Below are 13,319 nucleotides of genomic sequence, written 5' to 3'. Positions count from 1 at the left end.
GGTTAAATCAGGTTTCGCCCATAAAACCGGGCCTGAACTAGTCAGACCACGATTGCGGCAAAAAGTTGACTCACCACCAGGCGTGAAAATGATGCACCGGCCCGATGCCGTGCCCCACTTCCAGCGTATCCGCCTGCTGCAGCGCTTGTTGCAGGTAGCCCTTGGCGGCGGCCACCGTGGCCGCCCAGTCGGCATGGCGCGGACGCAGCGCCGCCAGCGCGGCCGAGAGCGTGCAACCGGTGCCGTGGGTATGGCGGGTGGCGACGCGCGGCGCGGTAAAACGCTGCTCGCCTTCGGCGGTAAACAGCCAGTCCGGGCTCTCGCTTTCGCTCAGGTGGCCGCCCTTCATCAGCACCGCCCGGCAGCCCATCGCCAGCAGCGCCCGCCCCTGCTCGCGCATCTGCGCTTCATCTTCCGCCGGCGCGCACGCCAGCAGCGCCGCCGCTTCCGGCAGGTTTGGCGTAATGATCGACACCAGCGGCAACAGCTCGCGCCGAATAGACTCTACCGCCTCCGGGGCCAGCAACGGATCGCCGCTTTTCGCCAGCATCACGGTGTCCAGCACCACGAATTCCGGCCGGTAATGGCGCAGCCGTTCGGCCACCGCCTGCACGATATCGGCGTTGGCCAGCATGCCGATCTTGACGCTGTCGATGCGCACGTCGCTGAACACCGAGTCCAGCTGCGCGGCGACAAACGCCGGATCGATGTAATACACCGACTGCACGCCGCGGGTATTCTGCGCCACCAGCGCGGTGATCACCGAGGTGCCGTAGGCGCCAAGCGCCGAGAAGGCCTTCAGATCGGCCTGAATGCCGGCGCCCCCGCTGGGATCGGTGCCGGCGATGGTCAGCGCGTTAATGCGTTTCATCACAGATCCTCCCCGCGCAGCTGATACAGGGCGTCGAGGAACGCCGGCGTAAAGCTGCCCGGCCCGGCGGCCTGCCTGGCCGCGAGGCCGCCGCAGTGGGACATCACCCGGCAGGCGGCCGCCACGTTGTCCAGGCGATCGCCCGGCAGGGCGCAAAACGCCGCCGCCACCGCCGACAGCGCGCAGCCGGTGCCCACCACCCGCGTCATCAGCGGGGAGCCGCCTTCGATCGCCCAATCGCGTTGGCCGTCGGTGACGTAATCCACCGCGCCGGTGACCGCGACTACCGCGCCGCTGCGCTGCGCCAGCTCACGCGCGGCGGGCAATGCCGCCAAGGAATCGTCGCCGCTGTCCACGCCGCGGCCGCTGGCCAGCAACCCGCTGAGCGCCATGATTTCCGAGGCGTTGCCGCGTATCGCCGCCGGTTTCTCGTCCAGCAGCTGTTTGGCGAAGGCGGTGCGGTAGGAGAGCGCGCCGACCGCCACCGGATCCAGCGTCCAGGGCTTGCCGGCCCGATTGGCGGCGGCCACCGCCGCGCGCATCGATTCGGCGCGCAGCGCGTTGAGGGTGCCGACGTTGATCAGCAGGCCGTCGGCCAGCGCGCTGAACTGCGCCGCCTCTTGCGGCTCCACCACCATCGCCGGGGAGGCGCCGAGCGCCAGCAGCACGTTGGCAGTCAGCGATTGCACCACTTCGTTGGTCAGGCAGTGGATCAGCGGAGGCCGCTGTTGGAATTGAGTCAGGCAGGCCGCGGCGCGAGCGCCGGGTAGTGCATCAGGTCGAGCGATCATATTCCTCCCAACCGGCGTTCAAGAAGGCGGCGCCGGTTGGGCGGCCGTGACTTCCCTACGCTGGCATTATCCAGATCAGGTAATACGGGTATTTCTCAGCCTTCACGCAGAAGGGCACCCCGAGTCATGAAAATCAATAGGTTGTGATCAACGTTGCGTTAATCCCTGAGCGGGATCATGCCAGCGGCGGCGCGGACAAACAAGCGAATAAATTCGCTCGCGCCTAAGCGATGTTGCCCTCTTTTCCCGCCAGATACAGGCTCAGCACGCCGGGCAGCTCCGCCAACGTAAACGCCACGCTCTGCGGCGCCGTTTTGAAGATGTGATGCAAGGTGCCGGCCACCAGGCTTTGCAACAGCCGGGTTTGCTGCAGGATCTCCGCTTCGACGGTCTCGGGGCGGCGCAGCTGCAGCACTCGGGCAATCAGCGCCAGGAAGCTGGACTTTTCGTCCGGCAGATTCATTTCCCGCATCACCGGCAGGTAGTCGGCGTGCTCGCGCAGGTACTGCGCATAGGGTGAAAACAGCCGCTGGATCACCGCTTCAGCGGAGAGGCGCCGCCACTCGTCGTCGCTGGCCAACGCCATGTCGCGCACCAGCGCCTCGATCGATTCAGTGTGCCGATCCGCCAGCGCCTTGATCACCGCGTGGCGATCGGGGAAAAAGTGATACATCGAGCCGATGGAGGTTTTGGCGTGTTTGGCCAGCCGCTGCATGCTGAGCGCCGCCAGGCCATCCTGCGCCACGATCGCCGCCGCTGAATCCAGAATGGTTTGTACGCGTTGCCGCCCTCTTTCCTGCTGCGGCTCTCGCCCGGTGATGTGTTCGTCGATTTGCATATTCGTTTCTGCCCGCTGTCATCAACGCATTATACCCATTTGCCGCCGCGAAGGCAGGGTGACACAAAAAACTAGATTAACTCCTCTAGTTTAGAGTAGAGTATTTATTCTAGTTTACCCTTGCGCAAGCATGAGGGTGACAAACAGTGACCTCACTCACTGAAAAAGAGTCATTTCATTCGGCCCGTCGACCAAGCCAATCGCCAGAGAACGCCCTATGCCCGACAAAAAACTGCTTATCACCTGCCTGACCGCGCTGTTGCTCACCGGGTGCTCGCCGGCACCGTCCATGGTGGTGTTCGGCGCTTCGTTCCCCGACTGGCTGTTTTGCCTGTGCGGCGGCGTGGCGGGCATGGTGGCGATCCACCTGCTGCTGCGCACCCCGGAAAAACGCGCCTGGCTGGCGCCGCAGCTGCTGACGTATCCGGCGCTGACCGCGCTGATCGCCATGCTGACCTGGTTACTGGTTTTCCCCCACTGAGACTGACGCCATGACCCAACCACAAACCTCCAACAAGCGCAGACTGCTGGTGCTTACCATCCTGGCGTTGACGCTCATCGTGGCCGCCGTCGTCGTCTGGCGGGTGGAAAACGCCCCCACTACCGACGATGCCTACGCCTATGCCGACACCATCGACGTAGTGCCGGAGGTGAACGGCCGCATCATCGAGATGCCGATCCGCGACAACCAGGAAGTGCGGCAAGGCGATCTGCTGTTCCGCATCGATCCGCGCCCTTACCAGGACGCGCTGGCGGCCAGCGAAGCGCGCCTGATCACGCTGAATGAACAGATCAAGCTGACGCAGCGTTCGGTCAACGCGCAGCAGTACAACGCCGAATCGATGAACGCCATCGTCAAACGCTCGCAGGCGCTGGTGGCGCAGGCGACCGACACCCTCAACCGCCGGCAGAAGCTGCTCGGCAAGAACTACGTTTCGGCGGAAGAAGTGGAAACCGCCCGCACCTCCCAGCGCTCGGCGCAGGCGGAACTGCAGGCCGCATTGCTGCAGGCGAAACAGGCGGAAGCCGCCGTCAGCGGCGTCGAAGCCCTGGTCGCGCAGCGTGCCGAAGTGCAGGCCGACATCGCCATCGCCAAACTGAACCTGGAGTTCACCGAGGTGAGAGCGCCGTTCGACGGCCGCATCGCCTCCCTGAAAACCACCGTCGGCCAATATGCCTCCAGCGCCAAACCGGTGTTCACGCTGATCGACACCCGCCACTGGTACGTGGTCGCCAACTTCCGCGAAACCGACCTGAAAGGCGTGCATCCCGGCGTGCCGGCCACGCTGTATTTAATGAGCGACGCCGGCCAGACCTTCAGCGGCAAGGTGGAATCGATCAGCTACGGCGTGCAGCCTGACGACGGCGGCACAGTGCTGGGCGGGCTGCCCAACGTGTCGCGCAACATCAACTGGGTGCACGTTTCGCAGCGCTTCCCGGTCAAGATCGCGGTAGAGGCCCCCAACCCGGCGCTGTTCCGCGTGGGCGCTTCGGCGGTGGCCAAGCTGAACCTGCGCCATGAAGAATAAAACGATGTCTCACGGCTGGCTGTCCCAGTTGATCGACGAGCTGCGCCCTTCGGACAGCCGCATCAACCTGGTGATCCGCGCCCTGCTCTCCAGCGCGATCGCCATCGTGATCTCGCAGACGCTGCAGGTGCCGTGGCTGGCGCTGTCACTGATCGCTGTCTTCTTTATCACACAGTCCAATATCGTGATCACCCGCGCAATCGGCATCCTGTTTTTCGTCAGCTCCACGCTGGCGATCGGCGCCGCTATCCTGGTGCTGAAATTCACCTACGACTACCCGATGCTGCGCATCCTGCTCTCCAGCGCGCTGTTTTTCCTCAGCGTGTTCCTGATGCGGGTGACCAAGGTTGGGGTGCTGTTCTTCCTGATGGCGCTGGTGGTGATCTACACGCAAAGCTTTGTCGATCTCACTCCGCAGGCGGAAGTGGTGATACGGCTGGTGCTGTGGGTATGGGTGGCGATCAACTACGCCATCCTGCTCACCCTGATCGTCAATACCCTGCTGCTGCCGGCTGAACCGCTGAAACAGCTAAAGGGCCGGATGAACGCGGTGTTGGACGAAACCCGCGCTATGTTGGCCAGCGGCGGCGAGACGCGCGATCTGAGCGCCATCTCGCAGCACGCCACCGAGCTGCACAAGCTGCTGCGCTTTTCGGTGATGCGCAGCGATCGCTGCCGCGCCAACGAGCCCGGTTATCTGGCGCTGATCACCTTGGTGTTGCAGCTCAATATTCTGGCCTACCAGCTGCCGCCAGCTTTCGGCGCGGCCGCGCGTCAATTGGCGCAAGAGATAGACGCCGCCTGCCGCGCGCTGCAAACCGCGATCAGCCACGACAGCGCGCTGCGATTTTCCGTCGCGATCGCCGGCAGCGACGATCCGCAGGTGCCGGCGCCGCTCAATGAAATGGCCGGCCTCCTGCAGGTCTACGCCAACCGCAGCGACTACGCCGACGCCCTGCAGGCCGCGCCGCCGCCAAAAGTGCCCTTCTTTACCCCTGATGCCCTGACCAACCCGGTTTACATCCAGTTTTCGTTGAAAACGCTGCTGACCGTGCTGGTCGCCTACGTGTTTTATACCGCCGTCGATTGGTCCGGCATTCATACCATCATGCTGAGCTGCCTGATCGTGGCGCAGCCCAGCCTCGGCGCCACACAGCGGCGGGCGCGGCTGCGTCTCGGCGGCGCGGCGATCGGCAGCCTGCTGGCGCTGATCTCGGTGGTGTGGATCATGCCTCACCTCGACAGCCTCGTCGGCTTGCTGCTGCTGACGCTGCCGGTGATCGCCCTCTCCGCCTGGATCGCCGCCGGCTCCGAGAAAATAAGCTATGCCGGGGTACAGATCCTGTTCACCTTTTCCCTGGCGCTGCTGGAAAGCTTCGGCCCGGTCACCGAGCTGACCGAGATCCGCGATCGCCTGATCGGCATCGTGCTGGGGGTAGGGTTCGCCACCTTCATTCACGCCACGCTGTGGCCGGAATACGAAGGGGAGTCACTGCGGCAGCAGGTTGCCAACGTGCTGCGGGAACTGTCGCGCTTCCTCGGCGGCGAGAACACAAACGCCATCGGCATCTGGCAAAAGATCGAGGGCTGCGAAGCGGTGGTGGCCCGGGTGACGCTGGAGCCCACCTGGCAGCTGGCGGACGATAATCATGAAAGCTTCACCCGGCATATCCAACTGATCTTTAACCAGACGCGCAGCCTGTTGCTGACCAGCGAAAAGCTCAACACCTATCTGGCAGGCGGCGGTGCGGCGCTGTCCGCGCAGGAACGCCAGGCGCTGATCGAGGTGCAACGTCAGGGCGGGCGCGTTCTCGCCGAGTATGCGGCGCAGCTTTCCCGCGCGCCGCAAGCGTTGCGGGCGCCCGACTTTCATCCACCGTCGGCCGCCCTGCACGCCGACACCGTGCGCCATCTTGCTCAGGAGCTGAGCGACGGAGTCAATCGCCTGCCCGCCTGGGGCGACGCCTAGCATTTTCCGTTTGTGGCCATGCACGCCCGGCGCCATGCGCTATAGTGAGCACAAACCACCGGGAGATGTCATGCAAATAAGACCTTACCAAGAGGCCGATCGCCCCTTCCTGCGCACGCTGTACCTGGCGTCGCGCAAGGCGGCGTTCGGTTGGCGCAATACCTCAAACTACCAGTTGGAAGATTTCGACCGCGCGACGCTGGGCGAAGCGATTTGGGTGGCGGAAGACGGCGGCGTGCTGCTGGGATTCGTCTCCATCTACCGCGAAGACAACTTCATTCATAACCTGTATGTCGATCCCCATCAGCCGCCGCGCGGCGTCGGCAGTGCGCTGCTGCAAGCGGCGCAAGCCACCTTCACCGCCACCGGCTCGCTGAAATGCCTGGTGAAGAATGAAAAGGCGCTGACGTTCTACCGCAAACACGGTTGGCGTATTATCTCTACCGGCAACGACGGCGAAGAAGATTATTACCTGATGCATTCGCCGGCCCGCTAGCTATTACCCTAGGCATCCGGCATCCCGCGCAGCGTCAGCCGCCAAAACAGCAGCGCGCTCAGGCTGACGCCCGCCCCCAGCCAGCAGACGCCGCTCCACCCCGCCCAGACGTACATATGGGTGCCGGCAAAGGCGCCCAGCCCGCTGCCGACGGCGTAAAACAGCATGTAGCAGCCCACCAGCCGGCTATGCGACTGCGGGTGCGCGCGGAAGATCATGCTCTGGTTCAGCACGTGGATCGCCTGGCCCGCCAGATCCAGCAGCACGATGCCCGCCACCAGCCAAACCAGGCCGCTGCCGAGCAAACCGAGCGGCAGCCAGGCCAGTGTCAACAGCAGCAGACACGCGCCGCTGGCCGCCTGCCCCAGCCCGCGATCCGCCAGATGCCCGGCGCGCACCGCCGCCAGCGCGCCCACCGCGCCGACCAGGCCGAACGCTCCCACCGCGGCATGGGTGAAGTTGAACGGCGCCTGGCTCAGCGGCAACACCAGCGAACTCCAAAAGAGGCTGAAAGCGCCGAACATCAGAAGCGCCAGCATGCCGCGAATTTGCAGCGTGCGGTCATGCAGCAACAGGCTCAACATTGAGCCCAGCAGCGCGGGATAACTCAGCGTGCTGGGAACGGTGCGTGGCGCTGGCAGCAGGCGCGACAGGATCGGCAGCAATACCAACGTCACTCCGGCGGAGAAGAAGTACACCGTGCGCCAGCCGCCAACGTCCGCCAGCGCGCCGGAGAGAGTGCGCGCCAGCAGCAACCCCAGCACCACCCCGCCCTGCGCCGCGCCGACTACCCGCCCGCGCTCCTGCGGCGGCGCCAGGGCGGCGGCGAACGCGATCAGGCCCTGCGTCATGGCGGTGCCCAGTAGCCCCACCAACATCATCCCCACCAGCAGCCAGGCCGCACTGGGCGCCCAGCCCACCAGCAGCAGCGCAGCGATCAGCCCCAGCTGTTGCCCCGCCAGCAATCGATGCCGGTTCAACCGATCCCCCAGCGGCACCACCAACAGCAACGCCAGCGCGCAGCCCAACTGAGTCACGGTGATCACCATGCCGACCGCCGCCAGGCTGATGGAAAAATCGCGGGCGATGGCGTCCAGCAGCGGCTGCGCATAGTAAACGTTGGCCACGCTAAAGGCGCTGGCGGCGGCCAACAGCAGCACCAGGGCTGCCGGCAGACGCCCCAGCGCCGCACAGGGAGGATCCAGCAGTTTGTCGCTCATCGCACACCTCAATCTGGTTTCATAATTAAACCCAATGAACTTTAGATGTAGAGGTTTTATAATGCAACCATAATATGTCGTTGGAGATAAACGCCGTGAAACGTAAAAGCCTGGAAGACGCGCCGTGCCCGGTGGCGCGCACGCTGGATGTGATTGGCGACTGGTGGTCGCTGCTGATCGTGCGCGACGCCTTCGACGGCGTCACCCGTTTCAGCGAGTTTCAAAAAGGGCTGGGGATGGCGAAGAATATCCTCGCCACCCGGCTGCGCGCCCTGGTGACGCACGGCGTGCTGGAGATCGTGCCCGCCGCGGACGGCAGCGCCTATCAGGAGTATGTGCTGACCGAGAAAGGCCGCGCATTGTTTCCGGTGCTCGTCGGCCTGCGCCAGTGGGGGGAAGATCATTTGTTCGCCGAGGGAGAGGCGCATTCGACGCTGGTGGAAAGCGACAGCGGCCGCCCCGTGCCGCGCCTGACGCCGATCGGCAGCGCCGGGCAGACGCTCACCCCGCTTAACACCCGGGTGGTGAAGGTGGGGGAACGGTTTGAGCCATCTTTTAACAATCGCCAATTAGCTATAAAAGAAACACTTCCAGCCGAAATCGCCGCACAGATCGACGCCGCATACAATGTGCTGACAGAGCAACTCGGCGAGACACTCTTGGGCATCCATCTGTATGGATCTGCGGTCGATGGCGGTCTTAAACCCAACAGCGATATCGACATCTTGGTCGTCATCAGCAAGCCGCTGATGTCAACCACTCGGGCCGCCCTCATGAAAGCTTTGCTGACCGTGTCGGCTCCGCCAGATGCCGACAGTATTTTTCGCCCGCTGGAAGTCACCGTGCTGGTACAGACCGACATCAAACCTTGGCGCTATCCGCCACGACGTGAGTTACAGTTTGGCGAATGGCTGCGTGAAGAGTTGCTGGTGGGAATTGTCTCCCCCGCCACCTTGGATCCTGATGTGGCGATCCTGCTTACCAAAGCCCGGCAGCATCATCGACATCTGTTCGGCGCCTCCTTTGAACTCCTGTATGACAGCGTCCCTCGCAGTGACTTCATCGCCGCGCTCACCGATACCCTGAGTCAATGGAACGAACCTGATGACTGGCATGGCGACGAATGCAACATTGTGCTTGCGCTGGCGCGCATCTGGTTCAGCGCGGCAACCGGTCGGATCGCCCCCAAAGATGTGGCCGCCGAATGGCTGCTGGAACGCTTGCCATCTGAACACCAGCCGGTACTTAGCACCGCGCGGCGAGTTTATCTCGGACAAGCGATAGATGACCTGTCTCAGCATCAGCAGCCGTTGGCGGCATTCATCGGCTATGCCAAAACGACGATCGCAAGTCTATTGACGACAACAGCATCGCAATAAGACGCAGGCCTGTCGACACCACTTATCGTCTGCACTTTTTGATGCAGGGACGGATTTTGTTCATAGCCGCCGCCCCCTGCATGATTCGCTTCGCAGCGCCATCCGGGTAATGTATAGTCCGCGTTTTACGGAGATCCCATGCTGACCAACTCATCCATTCGTTTGAACAAATACATTAGCGAGAGCGGCATCTGCTCACGCCGCGACGCCGATCGATACATCGAACAGGGCAACGTTTTCATCAACGGTAAACGCGCCACCGTTGGCGCCCAGGTATTTGCCGGCGATGTCGTGAAGGTTAACGGTCAGCTGATCGAACCGCGCAATGAAGAAGATCTGGTGCTGATCGCGCTGAACAAGCCGGTCGGCATCGTCACCACTACCGAAGACGGCGAGCGCGACAACATCGCCGACTTCGTCAACCACAGCAAGCGCATCTTCCCGATCGGCCGCCTGGACAAGGATTCGCAGGGGCTGATCTTTCTGACCAACCACGGTGACCTGGTCAACAAGATCCTGCGCGCCGGCAACAATCACGAGAAAGAGTATCTGGTGACGGTCAACAAGCCGGTGACCGACGAGTTTATTCGCGGCATGGGCGCCGGCGTGCCGATGCTGGGCACGGTGACCAAAAAGTGCAAGGTGAAGAAAGAAGCGCCGTTCGTGTTCCGCATCACGCTGGTGCAGGGGCTGAACCGCCAGATCCGCCGCATGTGCGAACACTTCGGCTATGAGGTCACCAAGCTGGAACGCACGCGCATCATGAACGTCAGCCTGAAAGGCTTGCCGCTGGGCGAATGGCGCGATCTGACCGATGACGAGCTGATTGAGCTGTTCAAGCTGATTGAAGGCTCTTCGTCCGAGGCCAAGCCGACGAAGAAAACCCCGGCCAAATCTGCCCCGGCGAAAAAGCCGAGCGCCGGCGGGCCGAAAAGCGCCGATAAAACTGCTGCGCCGGCCGGCCGCAAGCGCTTTACCCAGCCGGGGCGCAAGAAAAAAGGGCGTTAAACGCCTTCCCCCGCTCAGCCCGCCGTTGCGCGGGCTTTTTTATCATAAAAGTCAGTCGCAGGCCGCCACTGAGTTCTCACCATAAAAAAGGCCCGCATCAAGCGGGCCAGTCGGTACCAGAGAAGTCTAGAGGGAAAATCAGAACGACCAGCGCAGGTTGGCGTTGACCGAATTAACGCGGGTATCGGCGCCGAATTGCCCCTGATAGCCGACATCCAGCGTCGCGGCGCGCGACAGTTTCACGCTCACGCCGATATCGCCCACCATCACGTTGTCATCCACGGCCTGGCCCTGCGTGACGAACGCGTCGCTGCCGGCAAACGCCATGCGCGATGAGGTGTTCTTATCGCCGTAAGCATGTTGCCATCCGAGCGAGCCGTAGAGGCTGACGTTCTTCGGCAGTTCGGTCACGCCGCGCACCCCGAGCGTGGAGTAGAAGGTATTCATCGTTTCATTGCGCACGCTCAACGCCGCCGCGCCGCCCGACTCCTGGAAGCTGTCGGTATGCAGGCGGATATAGCTCAGGTTAATGAACGGTTCGACGTTCATCTCCGGCTGGCCGAAACGGTAACCCGCTTCGGTGAACGCCAGCAGCGAGTTCGCGTCGTAATCTGACTTCAGCCGATCCGAGAAGCCGCTGAAATCGACGTTGCGCTTGCCTTCAATCTTGTGCCAGGTGTAACCCAGCGCGCCGCGCAGTGAGAACGCATCCTGCTGCCCGGCCGCATACAGACCGAGGTGGTAGTTGTCGGTATCGGCCTTGGAGCGGCGGCTGTCAACGTCGTAGTCGCCGCGGCTGTAACCGAAGTAACCGCCGATGCGCACGTTATGGTCCGCCAGTTTGCGATCAGCCCCCAACAGGAAGCCGGTGGTATTGCCATCCAGCTTGCCCACGTTGCCGTTGCCGCTGTTTCTGCCCCAGGAACTGAAGGTCTGCCCCCAGACGCCGCTGTTTTGCGCCTGCGCCGATTGCACCAACGACATCGCCAACGGCGGTACCGGCAGGCTGTCGTTGTCGAACAGGCGCAGCATGCGCTGGTTCAGCACGTTGAACAGCTGGGTGCTGCCGGCGATCAGGTTAGACTGCATCGACGGATAGACTTCGCCGGACAGCTGATTGAACGCCTCGCGCGCTTCCGGCGCGCTCAGCAGCAGCAGCGAGTTGTACAGCGCCAGCGAAGGGCCGCTCTGCGTCAGCGTCGAGAGCGCGCCGGCGGTATTCCACTGGTTGCCGCTTTCGGCCACCGTTTGGAAAATGCCCGGCTTGCCGCTGCCTGGGTTCTCGCCCCCCGGGTTTTCCCCGCCCGGGTTCTCGCCCCCAGGATTCTCACCGCCCGGGTTTTCTCCGCCCGGATTCTCACCGCCCGGATTCTCACCGCCCGGGTTTTCCCCGCCCGGATTCTCGCCGCCAGGGTTTTCCCCCCCCGTGTCTTTCTGCGCGATGGTCAGATCCACGGCGTTGGCGCTGTGCTTCAACGCCACATCGAGGAAGGCAGACTTGGAGACCGCCGCCGCGAACTGGCCTTCAATGCCGCCGTCCGAGGTCAGAATGCGGTAGCTTTGGCCAGTTTTATAGCTGGTTTGCGGATCCAGCGCCGTCACCTGCACTTTGGCCTGATCGCTGATGGTGGTTTTGCCCGCCACCAGCAGTTGATCGCTGCGTCCGTCGCCGGCGATATCGACGTCATAGAAGGATTCGCCGATAAAGTTCAGGTAGCGTTTCAGCGTCAGCGTGCCGATATTGCCGTCGCCGGGCGAGATATGGCCGCCGGACAGGATCTCGGTCTGGCCCAGCGTGCCGTTGCCGCCCAGCATGCCGCCGGCCTTGATCGACGCTGCGCTGCTGTAGCCCTGCCCATTATTGACATCGGCGCCCGCCGTCGCGTTGAGGATCAGCGTGCCGCCGTTCTCGGCGCTGAGGGTTTGGATCTCAAAGATGTCGTCTTCTTTCTGGGTGTTGATGTCGCTGGCGATGATGAGCTTGCCGCCGCGCGCGGTGACGTTCGCCTGCAGGCCAGTGAGATCGCCATTCAGCGTCGTATGCCCGGCGGTGTTGATCACCTCGCCTTCGCCGCTCATCTTGTTGCTGAAGACGTAATTGCCGTCGGTATGGTTGAAGTACACATAGCTGCGGAACAATCCGCCCCGCAGGGCGATCGCCGTCTGGGCATCGATAGTGCCTGCAGCGCCCGCCGCGCCGAGCGTCGGCTCGGTCAACCCGGTGCCGGTATCCATGTTGCCGCGGCTGCCGATAATCAGCGCGCCGCGGTTAGAACCGGAACCGGCCTTGCCCAGCACCACTTCGTTGCCGCCGGCGGAGAATGTCCCGCCGTCCATGACCGCCAACACGCCATTGCCGTAATCGCCGACGTTGACGCTGCTGCCGCTGGTAAACCGTGAGCCGTTGCCGGCGATCGTCAGCTCGGCGGTTTTACGCGCGCCCGAGACGCCCGCCACCTGAATATTACCGACGTTGACCGCGCCGCCGTTCAGCACGTCCAGATCGCCGTAAAGCGTGAGCGCGCGGCCGACGTTCCATTGGGAATTGGCCCCCGTGACCGTGGCTTTCGGGCTCAGCGTATCGGTCTCGCCCGGCCCGCTGCCATTGCCGATGCGCGCGTCAAAGGCGGTGTTCAGCACCGCGCCGTCTTCAATCGCCAGCGTGGATCGCGCCCCTAAGTCGGTGCCGACGCTGAGAAAATTGCTGGTGACTCGAGAACCGGCGCCGGTGGCGATAAGGTGGCTGTCGTAGCCGCGGGTGGTGCCGACCACGATCTCTTTCGCGCTGGCCAGCGCGCCGTCTTCAACCCGCAAAGTGCCCCGCCCCAGATTCAGGCCGCCGCGCAGCACGAACTGATCGTTCACCGCGTTCAGCTCGGCGTTCGGCCCACGGACCGTGACCAGGCTGTCATGAATTTGGCCGTTGAACATCCGGCCGATATTGATGTTATAGGCGCTGATCTTGCCATTCTCGATCAGCAGGTTACCGCTTTGATTACGGCCGACGTAAACGTCCCCGGTGTAGGCCAATGATTCGGTAATTTTTGAGTCACCGTCAAAAATGGCATCGTCTGCGCGAGCGATATCGGCAGGCGCCAGCATCAACAACGGCGCGGAAAATAGAGCGAGGTAAAGTTTGGAAAGCGGTGTTCTAACCGCTAAAGGGTGCGATGTCTTGTCATTCACGGGCTATCTCCGTACTCGTTAGCGTGATGTCG

11 protein-coding genes, 1 pseudogene and 1 riboswitch are annotated in these 13,319 nt (G+C 62.9%); of the genes and pseudogenes, 7 read left to right on the top strand and 5 right to left on the bottom strand.

What is annotated here, in order from left to right; all coding sequences use genetic code 11:
- Positions 1–70: 70 nt before the first annotated feature.
- From thiD to ACJ8KE_RS20225, 3 genes are all read right to left on the bottom strand, one after another.
- Positions 71–871, bottom strand: coding sequence for a bifunctional hydroxymethylpyrimidine kinase/phosphomethylpyrimidine kinase (gene thiD / locus ACJ8KE_RS20235; protein WP_016926689.1), 801 nt, complete (start codon positions 869–871; stop codon positions 71–73).
- Complete coding sequence (gene thiM / locus ACJ8KE_RS20230; protein ID WP_028128367.1) at positions 871–1,662, bottom strand: hydroxyethylthiazole kinase; 792 nt, start codon at positions 1,660–1,662, stop codon at positions 871–873. Before thiM ends, thiD begins: the two co-directional genes overlap by 1 nt.
- Positions 1,663–1,697: 35 nt before the next feature.
- Positions 1,698–1,794, bottom strand: a riboswitch (TPP riboswitch).
- Between the two features lie 91 nt (positions 1,795–1,885).
- Positions 1,886–2,500: a TetR/AcrR family transcriptional regulator gene (locus tag ACJ8KE_RS20225; RefSeq protein WP_016926684.1), complete on the bottom strand. Its 615-nt coding sequence runs from the start codon at positions 2,498–2,500 to the stop codon at positions 1,886–1,888.
- A gap of 217 nt (positions 2,501–2,717) precedes the next feature.
- Here ACJ8KE_RS20225 and ACJ8KE_RS20220 point away from each other — a divergent pair, with 217 nt between their 5' ends.
- The 4 genes from ACJ8KE_RS20220 (at position 2,718) to ACJ8KE_RS20205 (ending at position 6,494) form a co-directional block, all read left to right on the top strand.
- Complete coding sequence (locus tag ACJ8KE_RS20220; RefSeq protein ID WP_004941494.1) at positions 2,718–2,981, top strand: YtcA family lipoprotein; 264 nt, start codon at positions 2,718–2,720, stop codon at positions 2,979–2,981.
- Positions 2,982–2,991: 10 nt separating this feature from the next.
- Positions 2,992–4,029 (top strand): multidrug transporter subunit MdtN, encoded by a 1,038-nt coding sequence (gene mdtN, locus ACJ8KE_RS20215; protein ID WP_016926685.1) that lies wholly within the window; start codon positions 2,992–2,994, stop codon positions 4,027–4,029.
- Between the two features lie 4 nt (positions 4,030–4,033).
- Complete coding sequence (locus ACJ8KE_RS20210; protein WP_079450430.1) at positions 4,034–5,998, top strand: FUSC family protein; 1,965 nt, start codon at positions 4,034–4,036, stop codon at positions 5,996–5,998.
- Between the two features lie 70 nt (positions 5,999–6,068).
- A complete protein-coding gene (locus ACJ8KE_RS20205) occupies positions 6,069–6,494 on the top strand; it encodes a GNAT family N-acetyltransferase (RefSeq protein WP_016926687.1) in 426 nt (141 codons plus the stop codon).
- An 8-nt stretch (positions 6,495–6,502) separates the two neighbouring features.
- Here ACJ8KE_RS20205 and ACJ8KE_RS20200 read toward each other — a convergent pair whose 3' ends face one another.
- Entirely contained in the window at positions 6,503–7,714 is a 1,212-nt protein-coding gene (locus ACJ8KE_RS20200; RefSeq protein WP_442517363.1) for an MFS transporter, read from the bottom strand.
- Between the two features lie 95 nt (positions 7,715–7,809).
- Here ACJ8KE_RS20200 and ACJ8KE_RS20195 point away from each other — a divergent pair.
- The 3 genes and pseudogenes from ACJ8KE_RS20195 to rluF form a co-directional block, all read left to right on the top strand.
- Positions 7,810–8,247, top strand: a pseudogene (locus ACJ8KE_RS20195) (winged helix-turn-helix transcriptional regulator); the annotation flags it as partial.
- 42 nt (positions 8,248–8,289) lie between these two features.
- On the top strand, positions 8,290–9,093 hold the full coding sequence (locus ACJ8KE_RS20190) for an aminoglycoside nucleotidyltransferase ANT9 (protein ID WP_028127795.1): 804 nt from the start codon (positions 8,290–8,292) through the stop codon (positions 9,091–9,093).
- Positions 9,094–9,231: 138 nt separating this feature from the next.
- Positions 9,232–10,101, top strand: coding sequence for a 23S rRNA pseudouridine(2604) synthase RluF (rluF, locus tag ACJ8KE_RS20185; RefSeq protein ID WP_079450432.1), 870 nt, complete (start codon positions 9,232–9,234; stop codon positions 10,099–10,101).
- Positions 10,102–10,239: 138 nt separating this feature from the next.
- Here the strand turns inward: rluF and ACJ8KE_RS20180 are convergent, their stop codons facing one another.
- Complete coding sequence (locus ACJ8KE_RS20180; protein ID WP_442517362.1) at positions 10,240–13,287, bottom strand: autotransporter outer membrane beta-barrel domain-containing protein; 3,048 nt, start codon at positions 13,285–13,287, stop codon at positions 10,240–10,242.
- Positions 13,288–13,319 lie beyond the last annotated feature (32 nt).

It is taken from the genome of Serratia sp. CY56464 (assembly GCF_052168435.1).
GTDB lineage: Bacteria > Pseudomonadota > Gammaproteobacteria > Enterobacterales > Enterobacteriaceae > Serratia > Serratia marcescens.
The sequence above is the reverse complement of the archived record's forward strand: the minus strand, read 5'-3'. Positions and strand labels throughout refer to the sequence as shown.